The 18,834-nt window shown below is 66.5% G+C and carries 14 protein-coding genes; 9 read left to right on the forward strand and 5 right to left on the reverse strand.

The features are described from left to right. Positions 1-43: 43 nt before the first annotated feature. From SCD90_RS02725 to ampC, 3 genes are all read right to left on the reverse strand, one after another. Positions 44-4,330 (reverse strand): translocation/assembly module TamB domain-containing protein, encoded by a 4,287-nt coding sequence (locus tag SCD90_RS02725; protein WP_319843079.1) that lies wholly within the window; start codon positions 4,328-4,330, stop codon positions 44-46. After that, positions 4,330-6,312, reverse strand: a complete 1,983-nt coding sequence (locus SCD90_RS02730; RefSeq protein ID WP_319843080.1) for an autotransporter assembly complex protein TamA — start codon at positions 6,310-6,312, stop codon at positions 4,330-4,332. Before SCD90_RS02730 ends, SCD90_RS02725 begins: the two co-directional genes overlap by 1 nt. Before the next feature lie 138 nt (positions 6,313-6,450). Next, on the reverse strand, positions 6,451-7,623 hold the full coding sequence (ampC, locus tag SCD90_RS02735) for a class C beta-lactamase (RefSeq protein ID WP_425265630.1): 1,173 nt from the start codon (positions 7,621-7,623) through the stop codon (positions 6,451-6,453). 156 nt (positions 7,624-7,779) lie between these two features. Between ampC and SCD90_RS02740 the strand changes: the two genes are divergently transcribed. The 7 genes from SCD90_RS02740 (at position 7,780) to SCD90_RS02770 (ending at position 14,215) form a co-directional block, all read left to right on the forward strand. Then, complete coding sequence (locus tag SCD90_RS02740) at positions 7,780-8,229, forward strand: DUF2231 domain-containing protein (RefSeq protein WP_319843082.1); 450 nt, start codon at positions 7,780-7,782, stop codon at positions 8,227-8,229. Further along, positions 8,222-9,751: a PQQ-dependent sugar dehydrogenase gene (locus SCD90_RS02745; protein ID WP_319843083.1), complete on the forward strand. Its 1,530-nt coding sequence runs from the start codon at positions 8,222-8,224 to the stop codon at positions 9,749-9,751. The genes SCD90_RS02740 and SCD90_RS02745 overlap by 8 nt, the downstream gene beginning before the upstream one ends. Before the next feature lie 177 nt (positions 9,752-9,928). Continuing rightward, entirely contained in the window at positions 9,929-10,840 is a 912-nt protein-coding gene (locus SCD90_RS02750) for a metal ABC transporter substrate-binding protein (protein WP_319843084.1), read from the forward strand. 2 nt (positions 10,841-10,842) lie between these two features. After that, entirely contained in the window at positions 10,843-11,754 is a 912-nt protein-coding gene (locus tag SCD90_RS02755; protein ID WP_425265631.1) for a manganese/iron ABC transporter ATP-binding protein, read from the forward strand. Beyond that, positions 11,751-12,632, forward strand: coding sequence for a metal ABC transporter permease (locus SCD90_RS02760; protein ID WP_319843085.1), 882 nt, complete (start codon positions 11,751-11,753; stop codon positions 12,630-12,632). Before SCD90_RS02755 ends, SCD90_RS02760 begins: the two co-directional genes overlap by 4 nt. After that, positions 12,629-13,477 carry a metal ABC transporter permease gene (locus tag SCD90_RS02765; protein WP_319843086.1) on the forward strand — a complete coding sequence of 283 codons (849 nt, stop codon included), beginning with the start codon at positions 12,629-12,631 and terminating at the stop codon, positions 13,475-13,477. Before SCD90_RS02760 ends, SCD90_RS02765 begins: the two co-directional genes overlap by 4 nt. 81 nt (positions 13,478-13,558) lie before the next feature. After that, on the forward strand, positions 13,559-14,215 hold the full coding sequence (locus SCD90_RS02770) for a DedA family protein (RefSeq protein ID WP_319843087.1): 657 nt from the start codon (positions 13,559-13,561) through the stop codon (positions 14,213-14,215). A gap of 151 nt (positions 14,216-14,366) precedes the next feature. Here the strand turns inward: SCD90_RS02770 and SCD90_RS02775 are convergent, their stop codons facing one another. Together SCD90_RS02775 and SCD90_RS02780 are read right to left on the reverse strand one after the other, a co-directional pair. After that, positions 14,367-15,428 (reverse strand): aldo/keto reductase, encoded by a 1,062-nt coding sequence (locus SCD90_RS02775; RefSeq protein WP_319843088.1) that lies wholly within the window; start codon positions 15,426-15,428, stop codon positions 14,367-14,369. Between the two features lie 54 nt (positions 15,429-15,482). After that, complete coding sequence (locus SCD90_RS02780) at positions 15,483-16,544, reverse strand: LacI family DNA-binding transcriptional regulator (protein WP_319843089.1); 1,062 nt, start codon at positions 16,542-16,544, stop codon at positions 15,483-15,485. A gap of 205 nt (positions 16,545-16,749) precedes the next feature. Here SCD90_RS02780 and SCD90_RS02785 point away from each other — a divergent pair, with 205 nt between their 5' ends. Beyond that, a complete protein-coding gene (locus tag SCD90_RS02785; RefSeq protein ID WP_425265632.1) occupies positions 16,750-17,793 on the forward strand; it encodes an ABC transporter permease in 1,044 nt (347 codons plus the stop codon). A gap of 14 nt (positions 17,794-17,807) precedes the next feature. Next, positions 17,808-18,818, forward strand: a complete 1,011-nt coding sequence (locus SCD90_RS02790) for a substrate-binding domain-containing protein (RefSeq protein ID WP_319843091.1) — start codon at positions 17,808-17,810, stop codon at positions 18,816-18,818. The last annotated feature ends 16 nt before the right edge of the window (positions 18,819-18,834 follow it).

An 18,834-nucleotide genomic window follows, 5' to 3' on the forward strand; every position in this document is an offset into this window, starting at 1 on the left:
CAGCCTGCCGGACGGGTGCCGTCAGGTTCTCCTTTGCCGCAGGTCAGTACTCACGCTCGATGCTGATCCCGCCGGATGCACTTCCGTCGGCGCCGGCCTTGCCCTTGACCTTGAGGTGGCGGCTGACGTCGAGGTTCAGGGTCACGCCGGCATCCTCGGGCTTGGCTCCGGCCTGTACGCCCAGGCTGACGCGGTCGTTGATGTAGCGGGACGCGCCCACGGCCACCCCGCCGCCCTCGCCCGTGGTGATGTCGAGACTGTCGACGCCGAGCGAGCGCCTCAGGTCCTCGAACGCGCTGCTGCCGCCGCCGGAGAACTGTGCCACGGCCTGTGCAAGCTGCAGCGCTTGCCCCGCCGAGAGGCCGCCCGAAGCCTTGCCGAAGAGCAGGCGCGACAGCACCTCGTCCTGCGGCAGATCGGGGTTGGAGCTGAACACGAAGTCCGGCTCCGAGGCGCTGCCCGTGACAGCGATCTGCGCCGTGACATCTCCCGCCGTGGTCTGCGCGAGGAAATCCAGATCGGGCGTCAGGCTGCCGGCAAAGCCGAGGCGGCCCCGCGTCAGGTCGATGCGCTGGCCCAGCACGTCGAAGCGCCCGCGCCTGAGCTCGAATGCACCGAGCGCGATCACATCGCTGCTCGTGCCCGTCAGCCGCAGATCGCCGCCTAGCTCGGCGTTGAGCCCGCGCCCACGCACGAAGATGCGGTTCGGCGCCGAGACCACGAGGTCGAGTTCGGCGTTGAAGGGCGCACCGGCGGCTGCCGCCTGCTGCCGCCGCGCCTTGGTGGCCAGGCGCTGCCGCGCCGCGCCCATGGCGCCGACATGGCGTGTTTCCGGCAGGGGCTGAAGCGTGCCCGGCAGGCGGTCGGGCACCGCGACATCCATGGCGATGATCCCGATGCGGCCAGAAACGCGCGGCGTGCGCGCCAGCGGGCCGGCAATCTGGAGGTCGAGATCGGCCGTTGCCGTCACCACGTCGTTCTGGATGAGCTGGGCCCGTTGGCCGATTATCCGCAGGTCGCCGGGGAAGCCGGCCACGGGATCCACCGCCACGCGCCCGCTTCCCGAAATGCGCCCATTGGCCGGCGTCGCGGCGGAGAGGCTCTCCACAGTGATGACGTCGCCCCGGGCAGCAAGGCGCGCCCGGATGGACTGCAGCGAAACGCCCCGCGTCGGGTCGGCGAAGCTGCCATTGTCGAGCGCGGCCGTGCCGTCGATGCGGGGATCGGAGAAGGTGCCGGCTACACGCAGGTCGAGCTTCGCCGATCCCGTGACCCGCTGCCCCTCGGCGCTGAGCTGCGTGTTCGCGATGGCCGCGTCCAAGGTTCCGCGAACCGCAAGTTCGAGCCCGCCGCTGGCCACCATAGGAACCGAGCCCGACACCGTGATCGTGCCGGCGCGCCCGGCGTTCACCGTGGAGTTGACCCCGGCGCGCCCATCTGCGAAGCGGCCATCGGCCTTGATGGCCAGCGGCGGAAGCCCGGCCTCGCGCGTCTGAGGCGACGTCAGGGCGTTGATTGTCAGATTGTAGGATCCCGCGGGCGCCGCAGCCGGACCCCGCACGTCGATCCGCCCGCCAAGGGTGCCGGTCAGGCCAAGTCCGGGCACCGCGATCTCGGCGGCGGCCAAAGGAAGACGTTCGATGATCGCGGACAGGTCGAGGCTGCGCCCGACACGACCGGACGCCGCAACGCGCCCGCCATCCACCCTCAGCACAAGATCGGCGATGTCCGCCCCCTCAGGCGTAAAGGCGATGCGCGCCGGCCCCGCGAGCGCGATCTGCCTCTTGCCACGGCGGGCGGTGAAGCTCGCGAGGTCTAGCCGGCTGGGCGTGCCGGGCACCAGCCGTCCCTTGCCCGCCAGATCGAAGCCACGCGCCCGCGCGGTCACGTCCAGCAGGCTTGAGCCGGCATCTCCCCTCGCCGTAAGGCGCAGCGTTTCGATGCCTTGGCCGGACGCCGAAATGCCATCGGCTTCGATGACGCCTTCGGCACGCGGTTCGCGGTAGAGGTCGCTCACCCGCGCATCGGCGTGCACGCGCCGCAGCAGGTTTCCGGCAAAGGCCAGCCGCTCGCCAGTTACGAGGATGGAGGCGTTCTGCCGTCCATCGGGCGCATCGAGCGTCACATCGGCGTCGAGGCTGCCCGCAAGCCGCGTCAGCACGATGGGCGAGATGTCGTCGAGGTTCGCGGACTTGATCGTCAGCCGACCGGCGGCCGTGTTGTCCGATGCGAGACGAAGGGCGCCTCGCGCGGTCACGCTGCCGATGCCGAGATCGAGCGTGTCCACGTCCCAACCGCCGGCTTGGATCCGTGCGAGTTCCAGCACGCCGTTAGCAGGCTTGCCGCCGACATCGCCATCGAGGGTCACGCGCGCCTTCGGCAACGCCGCAAGGTCGGTGGCATCCACGTCGAGCATCAGCGTCTTGATGGGACGACCCAGCGCCGTCGCATCGCGCGTGGCAAGGCTCGCCTTCACCTCGGGAGCGCGGAGGGAGCCTGTGAGCCGGGCGTCCAGACCGGCCTTCCCGGTCAGGCGGGCGTCCGCGCGGGCCAGATCCGTGATCTGGGCGGTAAGCACCACATCGGCATTCTGCTGCGTCGCGCGGCCATTGGCCACGGCGCTCAGATGCGCGCCGTTCAGCCGCAGACCATCGAGTTCGAAACCTCCGCGCACGCGCCGCAGCACTCCGGCAGCTGAGACTTCGCGCCCGAGCAATCCGTCCACGGCAGGCGTGCCGGTGCGCAGATCGGCCAGCCGCCCATCGATCGCCGCGTCGATCACGCGCTGCGGATTGCCGGTGAGCCGCGCGGTCAGGCGCGCCGAGCCGGCGACGGTGCGACCCACAAGCCCGGAATAGGGAGCAATGTCCGCCGCCTGCAGACCGGCGTTCGCATCGATCATGGATGCCCCGAAGCGCCCGTCGAGCGTTGCGGTCGCGCGCGCAAAGTCGAGGCGACCGGCTTCCAGGTTCAGCACCCGGTCCTCGTCAAGCACCCCCCGCGCGGAGAGATCGATGCGGTCACCCAGCGCGCGCGCAAGGTCCCGGTCCTCGGGCGCGAGGCCGCGAACCTTCAGGTCTGTGTCCAGCGCGAAACGCCTGGTGCCTTCCACGGGCACCATGGAGATGCGCCCGTCCACGCTGGCCAGCGCACCTTCGGGCACCCGGATATCTGACGCCATCAGGGTTCCGTTGATGCGTGGCTGGGCAAGAGGCCCTTCCACGCGCGCATCGAGAGCCAGATTGCCGATCTCGGCCTGCCCGGCACGGGTGCGCGTGCCGTCCGTCGGCAGCGCACGGGCCTGAAGCGTCAGGTCCAGGTCTCGCCGCGCCGTCACATAGCCGCTGACACCGAGGCGCGCGACTTCGGAGGTGATGCCGAAATCCTCGACGGCATAGCCACCGTCGTCACCGAACACGACGCTGCCCGTCATCTGCGTGGTGTTGCGAACGACAGGGGCCAACGGAGCGGGCACAAGGCCAGAGATGCGCGCCGCGAGGTCGAGCCTGAGCCGGCGGATCGGTCCGTCACGGTCCAGCACGGCGCGGCCATCGGCGCCGATGTCCGGCCCGGCGACGAAGTCGAGCCGCGAGGTCCAGCCATCGAGCGGTCCGCTGCCGGCGATCTTGAAGCTGACCGGCGGCAGCCCAGGAACATCGGCGGCATGCGCCACGAGGCCGCCCGCAGGCTCGTCGAGATCCACCGACAGGTCCAAAGTCTCGGTGCCCGGCGCATAGCCGAGACCGACCGCGAAGTGGCCCGGCGCGTCCTCCCGCTGCGCGTCGAGCGCGAATTTGAGGCCTTCCTGCGGATCGCCGATCTCGGCGCTGCCCGTCGCCGAAAGCCGGGCCGCCGTGCCGAGGATCGGCTCTCCAAGCTGGAAGCCGTTCAGGGCGAAGCGCGCAACCACCACCTTCACAGGCAGTTCCGGCAGGATCGGCTGGTCCGCGTCTTCCGGCACCTCTTCCGCGGGCAGGGGCCGGCGCAGGACGGACAGGCCGTCGACCGCCAGTTCGTTGATCTGGAGGCGGCGGCTCAGCAGTGCCGTGCGGCTCCATGAGAGCTTGGCCTGCCGAAGGACGAGCCATTCGCCGTCCGCGTCCGAGATGCGGATGTCGTGGATGGTCGAGTTCGACGACAATGCGCCCTCGACCCGTCCGATGCGCACCGTGGTGGCGGGCGTCGAGAGCACGCGCGACAGCAGCCTCGCGAGAGTGCTCTGGTCGTCTTCCTGCGTGTAGCCGGGCACGCCCACAAGGGTCGCGGCGGCGGCGGCGGAAAGCCCGATGGCGAGAAGCAGAGTGGCGGCTGTCCTGCGGAAGCGGCCCATCAGAATGCCTGCCCGATGCCGATATAGACGGCGTAGTCGGGATCGCCCTCGCCCGGATTCACGGGCACCGCGACGTCGAGGCGGATGGGGCCGATGCCGGTGTAGTAGCGCAGGCCGAGACCCGCCGCGAAGCGCACATCCTCATCGAATTCCGGCAGGCTGTCGGCGAAGGCCGTGCCGGCATCGATGAAAGGCACGATGCCGATCTTCTCGGTGACGCGGATGCGCGCCTCCACCGAGGCCTCCAGAAGGCTGAGGCCGCCGAGCGGTTCTCCGTCCAGCTGCGGGCCGAGGCTGCGGTAATTGTAGCCACGCACCGAGCCGCCGCCGCCGGCGAAGAAGCGGCGATTGGCGGGAATGTCCTCGATGTCGGCACCCGTGATGGAGCCGATGCCGATGCGCCCCGCCAGCACATAGCGTGCATCCTCGTCGAGCGCGAAATAGGTGGAGGCCTTGGCCTGCCCGACCGTCATGGAAACGGAATCGTCGAACACGTCGAAATAGGATCCCACCGACGCCGTAGCCCGAATGCCTTTCGTCGGTTCCAGCGCATTGTCCGTGGAGTCGTAGGTGACCGCCGCGCGCAGGCCGAACAGATTGTAGTCCAGCGCCTCTCCGGTGAGGTCGGTGAGCACGTCCTCGCTCTGGCCGATCTCGAATTCCGGGCCGATCTGTGCGGAGAAACTGTCGGTCCAGCGATGGCGCAGCGCCGCCGTCACATTGCCGAAGCTTGCGAGATAACCCTCCGTCGCCTCGCGGCTGACGGTGGTGTCGAGCAGGAAATCGTTGCGGCTTCCGCCAAGCGCGGGCTTGAGGAAGCTTGCCGACAGGCGTCCTCCGAGGTCTTCCCAGCCGAAATCACCGAAGTCCGGCAGGCCGGTGTCGTTGCCGCGCTGGGCGAAGAACAGGCTTCCGTCGAGGCGCAGGCGCTCGGCGCCGCCGAACAGGTTGCGGTGAGCCCAATAGGCGCTCAGCGCCGGACCATCCACGGTGGAATATTCGGCGGAAGCACCGATCAGGCGCGGCTTGCGTTCGGTCACCTCAAGCGCGATGGGGAGATTGCCCAGGGCGTCGAGGCTTTCCGCCTCGCGGATGCGAACCGAGGAAATGGCCTCGATCCGGCCGACGGATTTGCGCATGTCGCGCAGCTCGTCCGGCGAATAGGGGTTGCCCGGCTCGGTGTAGACATAGGAGCGCACCACCCGCGGATCGACCTTCTCGGTGCCGCTGACGGACACCTCACCGATGCCGGCCTCTGGCCCCACCCGGATCGTCAGCGTCAGGTCCATCGCCGCCTGTCCGTGGAACACCACGGGATCGCGGCTGACGGTCTTCACGAAGGGATGCCCCGCCCCGCGGAAATGGTCGATGATGCGGGCCTCGGCGGCCAGGATGTCGGCGGCCCGTGCGGGTTCGCCGGCATTCAGGTTCACGACCTTCGGGGGCAGCTGGTCCTCCGGGAACGGCAACCCGGTGGCGGCGTCCAGCACAGTGACGCTGCGGAAGGTGAATTGCGCTCCCGGATCGACCACGATGCGGACCGGCACATGCGCTCGGTTGCGGAACGCCTCGGCATAGCGCGCGACAGCGGAGGTATCGACCTGCTGCTGGCCGATGCGGTGGTCACCGACGATGACTGCGGCGGACGCGTTGTAGTAGCCGGCGCCCCACATGGCATCGACGAGGCGCTGCGGCTCCGTCCGTGCCCGCAGGGCCAGCGCTTCGCCATCCGCCGGCGGATCGGCCCGCAGCCGGTAAAGCGTGGAGGCATCCTTGAGCGCCTGCTCGACATCCGTGGCCGTGCCGGTTTCAAACGTCAGTGCGTAAGGCAGCGAAGCCGGGTTGGCGGCCGGAACCTTCTCGCCGCCAAACAACCCAAAAAAGCTGAACGCCTGCGCCGGCTGATCTGGCAAGGCCAGCAGCCCCACGGCCAGAACAGCCACCGCGATGCGAGGTTCTACGCGATACAATTTACCCAGCATTGTCCCCCGGCCGGCACCAGCCGGTCTAGAGACCCTCCCGCCATACAGGCACAAGAGCCATGCGTGCATTCAAACACTGCGCAGAATGGCCACACCTCGCCGGCCAGGGCAACCCCGAAGGCCACAAGGAGCAGGCGCTCAATCCCCGCCGCGAGCAAGCTGCTCCAATATTCTGTGCGCCGCCTTAATGCGAGCCGGGATGGGGAAGTTCTTGTTCGCCAGCATGACCAGCCCGATCTTCTTGTCCGGGAAGAAGGCGACATAGGCGCTGAAGCCGTTCGTCGATCCTGTCTTGTTGAACAAGGTCGGCCCTTCGGGCTTTCGCGGCGGAACGATCTCCGTGGCCGGGTTGGGCTCCCAGATCATCTGAGTGGAATTGCCCGCCAGCAACGACTCCAGGGACACGGGATAGGGATACTGCTCCCATCCTAGGCCCTGCGTCATCCCCGCCGTCCGGAAGAAGCCGATATGGGTGTTCTCAACGGCGCGGCGGATTTCCCCATCTAGGACTTCCGGCGTGATGTTGGCTTCCACGAACCGGATCATGTCCCCGGCGGTCGACCGGACGCCATAGGCCTCCGCGCCGAACATGCCTCCGGTTATGCGGATTGGCTTGTCGTCCTTGGTGTAGCCCTGGGCGTAGCTGCCCATCGCGCTCTTGGGCACACGGACATAGCTCTGGCTCATGCCAAGCCTCGGGAACAGGTCGGCCTCCACCGCAGTCGCATAATCGCTGCCGAGGGCGACCCCGGTGACGTGCCCCAGCAGCCCGATGCTGGGGTTGGAGTAGCGGCGTTGCGTACCGGGTGCCGCGTCCGGTTTCCACGTCCGCAGATAGACCTTCGTCTCCTTGTCCGTGCGGACGGTGTCCGGGAACTGCAGGGGCAGGCCGCCTGCCGTGTATGTCCCGAGGTGGAGCAGGCTTGCCTTGTCTACGGGCGCTCCGCGAAGCTCAGGCACGTATCTGCCGGGATGATCGCCCAGGGACATCTTTCCCTGCACCTCCGCAAGCGAGGCGAGCGTAGCGGTGAAGGTCTTGCTGACCGACCCGATCTCGAACAGCGTGCCCTCCGTCACGGGAGCGTCCGTCTCGCGGGTGGCAACGCCATAGGTGAAGATGCGGGATCTTGCCCCGGCGGTCACGGCGATGGCCATGCCGGGCACATCGTGCGCGGCCATGAGAGACCCGGCGGCATCATCCACCGTCTTGCGGATGTCTGCACCCTCTTGCGCCCGCGTCGGCACGGCTGCGCAGCAGACCGCCAGAACGAGGACGGCCCAGATGCCGCAAGCAGGGGCTGCAGGGTTCATCCGCCTGGCCGGCATCTCTTCATCCATCGTGCAGCGTCCTCTGACATGAGCCCCGTTCGATAGCGATCCAACGAATGGCCGACACCCCGAACGCGGAACCCGGATGGCCCGCCATTCGTATCTTTACCGGCTGCCCCAGCCGGATCGAGACGCCAGATGAACCATGCCTATCACGGGCCGAGCGCCGCAATCGCGGCCCATCCCCTGTACTCCACCTTCGTGTCGTTCCCCAGCGCCTGCTTCATCGGAACGCTCATGAACGACATCGCGTATTGGCGAACCGGGAACCTGCAATGGCAGAACTTCTCGGAATGGCTGCTGTTCGCGGGGCTTGTCGTCGGCGGTTTCGTGCTGCTGGCCGAGATTATCGCGCAGTTCAGGACATCCCGCACGGCGCCGGGCGGTGGGTGGCTTCGCGTCATCGGCATGCTCGTCGTTCTGGTGCTCGCCTTCATCAACAGCCTTGTCCATGCCCGCGACGGCTGGACGGCGGTGGTCTTCGACGGGCTCATCCTGTCCGCCACTACGGTCGCCGTGATGATCGTCACCGGGCTGGTGGGAAAGCTCTCCGTCCGCCGCGCATCAGGAGCCGTCCACAATGGCTAATCGCACCCGCTCCTTCCGCATCGCCGCACTTGCGGGCACCTGCGTTTTCGCGCTCGCGACAGCCGGCCACGCCCAGGAATTCGATACCACCCAGCAGATCGGGCCGAACCCGGTCCTGCCCGAGACCGACTCGCCGCTGCTGCCCGACCTGAAGGTCGCCGAGGTGATCGGATGGTCCGACGGGCAGACGCCCAAAGTGCCGGAGGGCCTCAAGGTCACAGTCTATGCGAAGGATCTCGTCAATCCGCGCACGGTGCACACCCTGCCCAACGGCGACGTGCTTGTCGTCCAGTCGCGCTCGCCCGCCGGCGAGCCAAAGGTACGCCCCAAGGACATCATCCGCGGCTGGATCATGTCCATCGCGCATGGCGACACCGGAGCCGACCAGAAGCCCAGCAACATCATCACGTTGCTGCGCGACACCAATCGCGACGGACAGGTCGATGAGCGCCATGATCTTCTGAAAGAACTGCACTCCCCGTTCGGCGTCGCCTGGGCGGACGACACGCTTTACGTGGCCGCCGCCGACGCCGTGCTGGCCTATCCCTACCCGCTCGGGCAGACCGCCATCTCCGCTGCGCCGCGCGTGCTGGCCCCACTGCCAGGTGGCCCGCTGAACCATCACTGGACCAAGGATCTGTCGCTCAGTCCGGACGGCCGCTTCCTCTACGCCTCCGTGGGATCGAACTCCAATATCGTGGAGAACGGGCTCGAAGCGGAGAAGGGCCGCGCCGCCATCTGGCAGATCGACCGCCAGACCGGCGCCAGCCGCGTCTTCGCATCGGGCCTGCGCAATCCCAACGGCCTGACCGTGCATCCACAAACCGGCACGCTCTGGGCCGTGATCAACGAGCGCGACGAACTCGGGCCGAACCTCGTGCCGGACTACATGACCTCGGTGCAGGACGGCGCCTTTTACGGCTGGCCGTGGAGCTATTACGGCAATCATGTCGACGAGCGCGTCTACCCGCCCCGTCCGGACATGGTGCAGCGCGCAATTGCTCCCGACTACGCGCTCTCCAGCCATGTCGCGGCTCTGGGCATGACCTTCTCCATGGGCTCGGCGCTGCCGGCGCAATATGCCAATGGCGCGTTCATCGGCCAGCACGGCAGCTGGAACCGTACGGCGTTCAATGGCTACAAGGTCAGCTATGTGCCGTTCGAAAACGGAAAGCCGAATGGCAAGGCGCAGGATGTCGTCACCGGCTTCATTGACGGAGACAAGGCGCATGGGCGACCGGTCGGCGTCGGCATAGACGGCACGGGCGCCCTTCTGGTGGCGGACGATGCCGGCAACACCGTGTGGCGCGTGGCGGCAGCCGATGGCACGATCAGCCCCGCCCCCCTCGCAACCGATCATGTGGACGCAGGTGCCGCCGGAACCTCCGCTGCAGCCGGCGCTCCACCTGCCGGCACGAACCCGGGCAGCGCGGCTCCCGCTCCGTCACCACTCGAGGTCGCACCCGCTGTGCTGCCTTACGGCGCCGAGCGCGCTGAGCAGTCGCCGCCTCCGAGCCCCTGAACGGCGGATGGTTGGGAATCAATGCTCTGATCGCAGGGCGCTGGCATCGGCCGGCGCCCTATCCGTATGCCTCTGGTGCTCGCTTCCTGATCGAATTCAACAACAAAGCCGGGCGGCTACTTGCTTATTGAGAATGCTTCGCAATATCATTCTCATATGATGGGTTGGAGGGCAGGCATGTTGGTTTCGCGAGGTCTGGTGTTCGCTGTTGCCATCTCCGTGGCGTGGGCCGGAACGGCGGCGGCACAAGCGCCTGCGAAGCCCTTCAAGGTGGTCACCACCTTCACCGTGCTGGCTGACATGACCCGCAACGTGGCCGGCAATGCCGCCGAGGTGGTCTCCATCACCAAGCCCGGCGCGGAAATCCACGGCTATGAGCCCACGCCCCGCGACATCGTCTCGGCGGGCGACGCACAGCTCGTTCTCAGGAACGGGCTCAACCTCGAGCGATGGTTCGAGCAATTCCTGCGCAATATGGGCGAGGTGCCCTCCGCCACCCTGAGCGACGGCATCAAGCCGATCCCGATCTCGGACGGGTCCTACAAGGGCGCGGCGAACCCGCATGCCTGGATGGCTCCGGCCGAAGGCCTCATCTACGTGGACAACATCGCGGCGGCCCTCAGCAAACATGATCCCGCCAACGCCGCGACCTACGCGGCCAATGCGGAAGCCTACAAGGCGAAGATCCGCGCCACCATCGAGCCGGTGCGGGCGCGCCTTGCCTCCGTGCCCGAAGAGCAGCGCTGGCTCGTGAGCTGCGAAGGGGCTTTCAGCTACCTCGCCCGCGACCTCGGGCTGAAGGAGCTCTATCTCTGGCCCATCAATGCCGACCAGACAGGAACGCCGCAGCAGGTGCGCAAGGTCATCGACGGCGTGAAAGCCAACAAGATCCCGGTGGTGTTCTGCGAAAGCACCGTGAGCACCGCGCCCGCCGAACAGGTGGCTCGGGAAACCGGAGCACGCTTCGGCGGCGTGCTCTATGTGGACTCCCTGAGCGGCCCCGATGGCCCGGTGCCCACTTATCTGGACCTGCTGCGCGTGACATCGCAGACCGTCGCCGACGGCCTCACAACGAAGGCTGCCGAATGAAGCTGAACCTTGATGGCGATGCGCCGGAAATGCCTGGCGTCGCGCATGCTCCGCCTGCCGAGGACGGCATCGTTGTTCGGGACCTCACCGTCACATACCGGAACGGCCACACGGCCCTGCGCGATGCCAGCTTTTCAATTCCGGCGGGCACCATAACCGCTCTGGTCGGCGTGAATGGCGCCGGCAAGTCCACCTTGTTCAAGGCGGTCATGGGCTTCGTGCCGGCCGCACGCGGAGAGATCCGGCTTCTCGGCCGCACGGTGCGGCAAGCGCTGCGGGAGAACCTCGTCGCCTATGTTCCGCAGGCCGAGGAAGTCGACTGGAGCTTCCCCGTTCTGGTAGAAGACGTCGTGATGATGGGGCGCTACGGCCATATGGGCTTCCTGCGCCGCCCATCCTCAGCCGACCGCCGCGCCGTCGACGACGCCTTGGCGCGCGTCGACATGACCGCGCTGCGTTCGCGGCAGATCGGTGAGCTTTCCGGCGGGCAGCGCAAGCGGGTCTTCCTTGCCCGGGCGCTGGCGCAGGACGGGCGCGTCATCCTGCTGGACGAGCCCTTCACCGGCGTGGACGTGAAGTCGGAGGACCAGATCGTGGCCCTGCTGCGCGAGTTGCGGGACGAGGGCAGGGTCATGCTGGTCTCCACCCACAATCTCGGCTCCGTGCCGGAGTTCTGTGATCGCACCGTGCTGGTGAAAGGCACCGTGCTGGCCTCGGGCCTCACCGAAGACGTGTTCACCCGCGACAATCTCGAACTCGCCTTCGGGGGCGTGCTCCGCCACTTCACCTTGACGGCCAAGGCCCTTCACGACGACGAAGACACGCGCGAGGTTCGCATCATCACGGACGATGAGCGGCCTTACGTCCAGTATGGCGACTGCGCCCGGCGCAGCAGCGGTGAAGCAGCGCAATGACCGAGCTGCTGCTCCAGCCCTTCGGCTATGGCTACATGGTCAACGCGATGTGGGTCAGCGCACTTGTCGGCGGTGTGTGCGCCTTCCTCTCCTCCTATCTGGTGCTGAAGGGCTGGTCGCTGATCGGCGATGCGCTGAGCCATTCCGTGGTGCCCGGCGTCGCGGCGGCCTACATGCTGGGCCTGCCCTTCGCGGTCGGCGCGTTCCTCTCGGGTGGGCTCGCCGCGGCGGCCATGCTGCTCCTGTCCGAGCGCTCGGGGCTGAAGGTCGATGTCGTGATCGGCATCATCTTCACCTCCTTCTTCGGCCTCGGCCTCTTCATGATCTCGATCAGCCCGGTCGCGGTCAGCATCCAGACGATCACCTTCGGCAACATCCTCGCGATCACGCCCGAGGACACGCTGCAACTGGCGATCATCGGCGTCGTGTGTCTGGCGGTGCTGGCGGCGAAGTGGAAGGACCTGATGGTCGTCTTCTTCGACGAGAACCATGCACGTTCCATCGGCTTGCGGCCGGGCCTCCTGAAGGCCGTGTTCTTCATGCTGCTGTCGGCCGCCGTCGTCGCCGCCATGCAGACGGTCGGCGCATTCCTCGTGATCGCCATGGTGGTGACACCCGGCGCCACGGCCTACCTGCTGTGCGATCGCTTTCCGCGCCTGATCCTGCTCTCGGTCGCCATCGGCACGGTCACGAGCTTTGTCGGCGCCTATGCCAGCTACTTCCTCGATGGCGCGACGGGCGGCATCATCGTTGTGCTGCAGACGCTGATCTTCCTCGCGGCCTTCCTGCTGGCGCCGAAGCACGGACTCCTTGCGGCGCGGACCCGTGCGCGTGAAGCGCTTGCAGGCGAGCCCGGCCCTGTGGGGGGCACGTCGTGAGCCTCGATGCCGCCCTGCTGCCGTTCGGCTTCCCCTTCATGCAGAACGCCTTCCTGATCTGCATCCTCGTAGCCGTGCCGACAGCTCTCTTGTCCTGCTATCTCGTGCTGAAGGGCTGGGCGCTGATGGGCGACGCCGTCAGCCACGCAGTGCTTCCCGGCGTGGTGCTGGCCTGGATCTTCAACATCCCGCTGATCATCGGGGCCTTCGCCGCCGGAATGCTGTGTTCGGTCGCGACGGGCTACCTCTCGGACAACAGCCGCATCAAGCAGGACACCGTGATGGGCGTGGTGTTCTCCGGCATGTTCGGGCTTGGCATCGTGCTCTACACCTCGATCACCACCAACGAGCATCTCGACCATGTGCTCTTCGGCAATATGCTGGGCGTGGGTACCGAGGACCTCGTCACCTCCGGCGTGATCGGCCTGATCGTCACGGCGGTCCTCGTCCTGAAATGGCGGGACTTCCTGCTCTTCGTGTTCGACCCCGCGCAGGCGCAGACTTCGGGCCTGCGCACCTCGTGGCTGCACTATGGACTGCTGGCGCTGCTGTCCCTGACCATCGTCGGCACGCTGTCTTCCGTGGGGCTGATCCTCGCCGTGGCCCTTCTCGTCACGCCGGGCGCCATCGCGTTCCTGCTGGCGCGCTCCTTCGGGCGGATGCTGGTGGTGGCGACCGTGGTCTGTACCGGCGCGATGATCGCCGGCACCTATGCGAGCTTCTTTCTCGACAGCGCGCCCGCGCCGACCATCGTGCTCATCCTCACCGCCGTCTTCATTCTGGCGCTCCTGCGCAAACTGGGGCTGCAGCGGGCGGCTTCCGGCCGGATGTCCCAGGTCGCGTGAACAGGTGCATGGTGTCCGATGACGCGGAGTGACACGCAACAGTCACTATGGGCCGGGCAGCCGCTGGTATATGGGTGAGCGATGGAAACAATGATCGCGCAGCTTGAGCAGTTCATCCACACCCATCAGGCTTGGAGCGGGGTGATCGTCTTCCTCATCGCCTTCGGCGAGTCGCTCGTGCTGGTAGGCATCCTGATCCCCGCGACAGCGGCCATGGTCCTCATCGGCGGGCTCATCGGCACCGGCGTGATCGGCCCCGTTCCGGTGATCATCGGAGCGATCCTGGGCGCCGTCTGCGGCGACGTGATCTCCTACATCATCGGCCGCAAGTTCGGACCGGGCCTCGTGCACCACAAGCTGCTGCGCCGCTATCGGCAGGCTATCGCCAGGACGCGGCTCTTCTTCCGCAAATACGGCTTCGCCGCCGTCTTCCTCGGCCGCTTCCTGGGCCCGCTCCGGTCCACGGTGCCGCTCGTGGCGGGCATGATGCGCATGGACCAGAAGCGCTTCCAGATCGCCAATGTGGTGTCGGCCGCCATCTGGGCACCTGTGATGCTGACCCCCGGCTGGGTCGGCGCCAAGGGGATGGAGGAGATGGGCGGCGGCATGGGCTCGCTCATCGGCCCCGTCGTCATCGTGCTGATCGTCACCATCGTCGGCACCTTGCTGGGCGGACGCCAGCTCGCGCGTTCCCGCCCGAACCGCCGCCGCCGTGCCTCGGAAATCGACGCCTCCTAGTCGGGCGGGGCGACTTACTCCGGACTTCTACGGATTGCGCCCGAATGTCGACTGCGCAAGATGCACGGGCTGGTTTCCACCCGGATTTCCATCAGCAGGGCCGCTCGACACCCGTGTCGCAGCGGCCCTTTTTTCATGAGCGATGCCTCGCCTAGATCTTCCCGAGATCGCGATAGCTGTCGTGCAGAGCCCAGTCCCCGGCGCTGAAGCGGTCGGCGGCGAAATTGTGCTGGTGCCAATAGGGATAGATGTAAGCCGGGCGGCTGGCGCGGTTCAGCCGGTCCAGTTCATCCCCGGAGAGCTTCAGCTCGGCGGCCGCCATGCTGTCGCGGAAGTGCTGTTCGGTCAGCCCGCCGACCACGAGGGTTGCAACGCCGGGGCGTGACAAAGTCCAGGCCAGGGACACCTGCGCCACGGAGACACCGCGCTCCTTCGCGATTGTGTCGAGCACGTCCACGATGCTCCACAGCCGTTCCTCGTCCCGGATCGGCGGCTCGCTCCAGCCCGCCGCCTGACGCGAAATCTCCGGTGCACGGTCGCGGCCGAAAGCACCGGACAGGAGGCCCGCCGCAAGCGGGCTCCACACCATCACGCCCAACCCCTGGTCTACGGAGATCGGCAGCAGCTCGTATTCCGCCTCGCGCGCCTCCAGCGTGTAGTGGATCTGCTGGGCCACGAAGCGCTGCAGGTTCCGGCGCTCGGAAATGCCCAGCGCCTTCATCACGTGCCAGCCCGAATAATTGGAGCAGCCGGTGTAGCGGACCTTGCCCTGCTGGACGAGTGTATCGAGCGCCGACAGCATCTCCTCGAGAGGGGTGAGGCCGTCCCACTCGTGCATCAGGTAGATGTCGACATGGTCGGTGCGCAGCCGCTTCAGGCTGCGCTCGCATTCGCGGATCAGGTGATGGCGCGAGACGCCCTCGTCGTTCGGGCCGCCGCCGATGCGCATGCGGGCCTTCGAGCAGATCAGAACGTCGTCGCGCCGGCCTTCAAGCACCTCGCCGAGGATCTCTTCCGAGCGCCCCATCGAATACATGTTCGACGTGTCGAACAGGTTGATGCCGCCATCAATGCAGGTGTCCACGAGCCGCCGCGCGTCCGACACGCTTTGCTTCGCCACCATCGCGAAATCGCCCTCCCCGCCGAAGGAGAAGGTGCCCATGCTGAGGGCCGAAACCTTCAGGCCCGACCGGCCAAGCGCCCTGTATTCCATGGTGATGGTCCCTTGCTGGTGCGTGTCGTGATCTTCGGTTGCCGCAGGCGGGTGTCAGGCTGCTCCGGCAGTCGCATTGGTGCAGCGGTCGCTGTCGCGCGCGATCAGCCGAGCGCCGACCTGGATCTTCACAGCGGGCTGCGCTTCCGTGGCGTTGATCATGTCGTCGAGCAGGGTGACGGCCAGGTAGCCGATCTTGCGCTTGGACACGTCGATGGTCGTCAGCGGCGGGTGGATCGTTGCGCTTTGCGGCAGGTTGTCGAATCCGATGATCGAGACATCGTCCGGGATGCGCAGGCCGTGCTCCCGCAGCGCCTTCATGAAACCGAACGCGATCACGTCGTTCGTGCAGAAATAGCATTCCGCCAGTTCCGCGCCCGACTTCAGGAGCGTCATCGTATCGGCATAGGCACCGTCCGACGTGGACTCGACCGACAGGACGTCGGCCGCGCCCACCGGCAGGTCCAGCCTCTCCATGTTCTTGAAGAACGCGTCCCGCCGAAGGCGGAAATTGGTGGTCTCGACATGGCTCGCCACGAAGCCGATGCGCCGGAACCCTTCGTCCTTGAACCGAGCGAGGACGGTGTGGACCGCGTCCTCATTGTTCATGTTGACGAAGCTCGCATCCGCTACGTCGTAGAACGTGTCGATGAAGATGGTCGGGCGGCCCACAGCCTGGATCGTGGCTATGTCGCTTTCACTCAACTCCGTTCCAAGGACGATCAGGCCGTTTACGGAGGCGCTGGATACCTGGTCCGCGATCACGCTGACCGGTTGCTCCTCGTGGCTGAACACCTCCAGCGAATAGCCCCGGCGCCGCGCCTCCATGGACATGCCGTCGATGTAGTCCGAAATGAAGTTGCTGTGGTCGCGGTTCACGGTGTGGCCGTGCTTGGCGATCTTGAGGAAGCGCAGGATACGGCTTGCCTCCCCGCGGCTCTTCGAGGGACGCGGCGTGTAGGACAGGCTTTCGACCGCCTTTAGCACCCGCACCCGGGTGCCTTCGGAAATCTCCCCCTTCCCGTTCAAGACGAGAGACACGGTCGCGGGCGATACGCCTGCAACGCGCGCAACGTCCCGGATCGTCGGGGGAACGACACCTTTCTGAGCTGTCATTCCGCTCCGTCCCGCACGGCGAACCCTCTCCAGATGAAGCCGGTGGACAGCACCGTGGAACCCCGCTTTGCTGCATTAGCCGAAAGGCGAAGCGTCCGAACGTGGCTTCTGCCCCGCTCCAGCCGCGCAACAGCCTTGCAGCCTGTACATAGCTCTGCTAATTCTTTTAGTAAAGAAGAAGAAAGTTTACTAAACGGAGGCGGACCTGCCTAAGACCCGAGGGCACATAATCGTACTCGTTGCGATAAACCTCCTCCTGCTCGCGGCCGGCGCTGCCATCTCGGGCGGCTCCTTCCTGTCGATCTTCAACCTGCAGTCCATGGCCAACCAGTTGCCGGAGATCGGCCTGCTCGCCATCGGCGTCATGCTGGCCATGTGCGCGGGCAATGGCGGCATCGACCTGTCCGGGATCTCGCTGGCCAATCTGTCGGGCGTCCTCTCCGCGGTTGTGGTGGCGGGGATGTTCTCCAGCGTCGAGAACGAATTCGCGTTCTCCGTGGCGTTCATCGCGGGTGCCGTGCTCATCGGACTGGCAGGCGGCGTCATCAACGGCGTGCTGATCTCGAAGCTCGGCATCACCCCCATCCTCTGCACGCTCGGCACGCAGATGGCCTTTACCGGCCTCGCCGTCGTGGTGTCCGCAGGCCGCGCCGTGACGGTGGGTAGCCCGGAACCGCTGTCCAGCATCGGCAACGGCTATATTCTCGAGCTGCCGATCAGCTTCCTGATCTACATCGCAGCCGCGCTGCTCATCGCCGCCGTGCTGCGCTACACGCGCTTCGGCTTTTGGCTGATGCTGATGGGCACCAATCCCAAGGCCGCGGAATATGCCGGCTTCCCGACCGACCGCGTGGTGATCGCCACCTACGCCATCAGCGGCACCTTGTCGGGCCTTGCCGGCGTCATCATCGCCGCCCGCAACGTCAACGTGAAATGGGATTACGGCACGTCCTACCTGCTCATCGCCATCCTGATCGCGGTGATGGCCGGCGTGCGCCCCGAAGGCGGCTACGGCCGCGTCGCCAATGTCGTGCTTGCCGCCATCGCCCTGCAGCTGTTGTCCAGCATGCTGAACTTCGGCGGCCTCTCGAACTTCGTGCGTGACTTCGCCTGGGGCGCGCTGCTGCTCGCCTTCCTCGCTGTCGCGCGGTTTGACCTCATCGGCTTTGCCTTCCGGGGCAGTGGCCAACAGGCCGCCCTGGCGCGCGCACCCCGCGCGGCAGGCGAAGGCAGCAACATCAAGCAATAACAATGGAGGACGTTATGGGAGTGAAAGCCAGGATTCTCGCCGGCTCCGTGATCGCCGCGGTGGTCGCGGCAGGCTCCGTCGGTTCGCTGATGGCGCAGGAGAAAAAGCCCGTCATCGCCACGGTCGTGAAGATCTCGGGCATTCCGTGGTTCGCCCGCATGAATGTCGGCGTGCAGGAATACCAGCAGAAGAACCCCGACGTGGTGGCCAGCCAGAGCGGCCCTGCGACGGCGGACGCTGCCCAGCAGCTCCAGATCGTGCAGGATCTCATCGCCAAGGGCGTCGACGCTCTTGCCGTGGTGCCCATGGACCCGCAGGTCCTCGAAGGCACGCTGAAGCGCGCCATGGACCGTGGAATCGTCGTGGTGACGCATGAGGCCGACAACCAGGTCAACACGCAGGCCGATGTCGAAGCCTTCAACAACGACGACTACGGCACGGCGCTGAACGAGCGTCTCGCCGAATGCATGGGCAAGTCCGGCAAGTGGACGACCTTCGTCGGCTCGCTCGGCAGCCGCACGCATCTGCAGTGGGTGGGGGCGGGCGAGAAGAATGCCGCGAAATACGCGGACATGCAGCTCGTGGACAAGAACAACGAGTCGTTCGACGACGCCAACGCCACCTACGAGAAGGCCAAGGAAATCCTGCGCAAGCACCCCGACATCAAGGGCTTCCAGACCTCGGCCGGCAATGACGTGCTGGGCGTCGGCCGTGCCATCGACGAGGCTGGCCTCTCCGGCAAGGTGTGCCTGGTGGGCACCGGACTGCCGAACCCCTCGGCCGACCTCCTGGAATCCGGCGCCATCACCGCCATCGGCTTCTGGGACCCGAAGAATGCGGGCATGGCCATGAACGCGGTTGCCCGTCTTCTCGTCGAGAAGAAGCAGGTGACCGACGGCATGGATCTCGGCGTCGATGGCTACAACAAGGTCACCGTCACCAAGGGTGCCGGCAAGGGCCTGCTGGTGGTCGGCAACGGAATGGTTCTGGCCGACAAGTCCAACTACAAGGAACGCCTGTTCTAATCGCAGGCCTTTCGCG

This window comes from Terrihabitans rhizophilus (genome assembly GCF_033898525.1).
GTDB classification, from domain to species: Bacteria; Pseudomonadota; Alphaproteobacteria; order Rhizobiales; family Methylopilaceae; genus Flaviflagellibacter; species Flaviflagellibacter rhizophilus.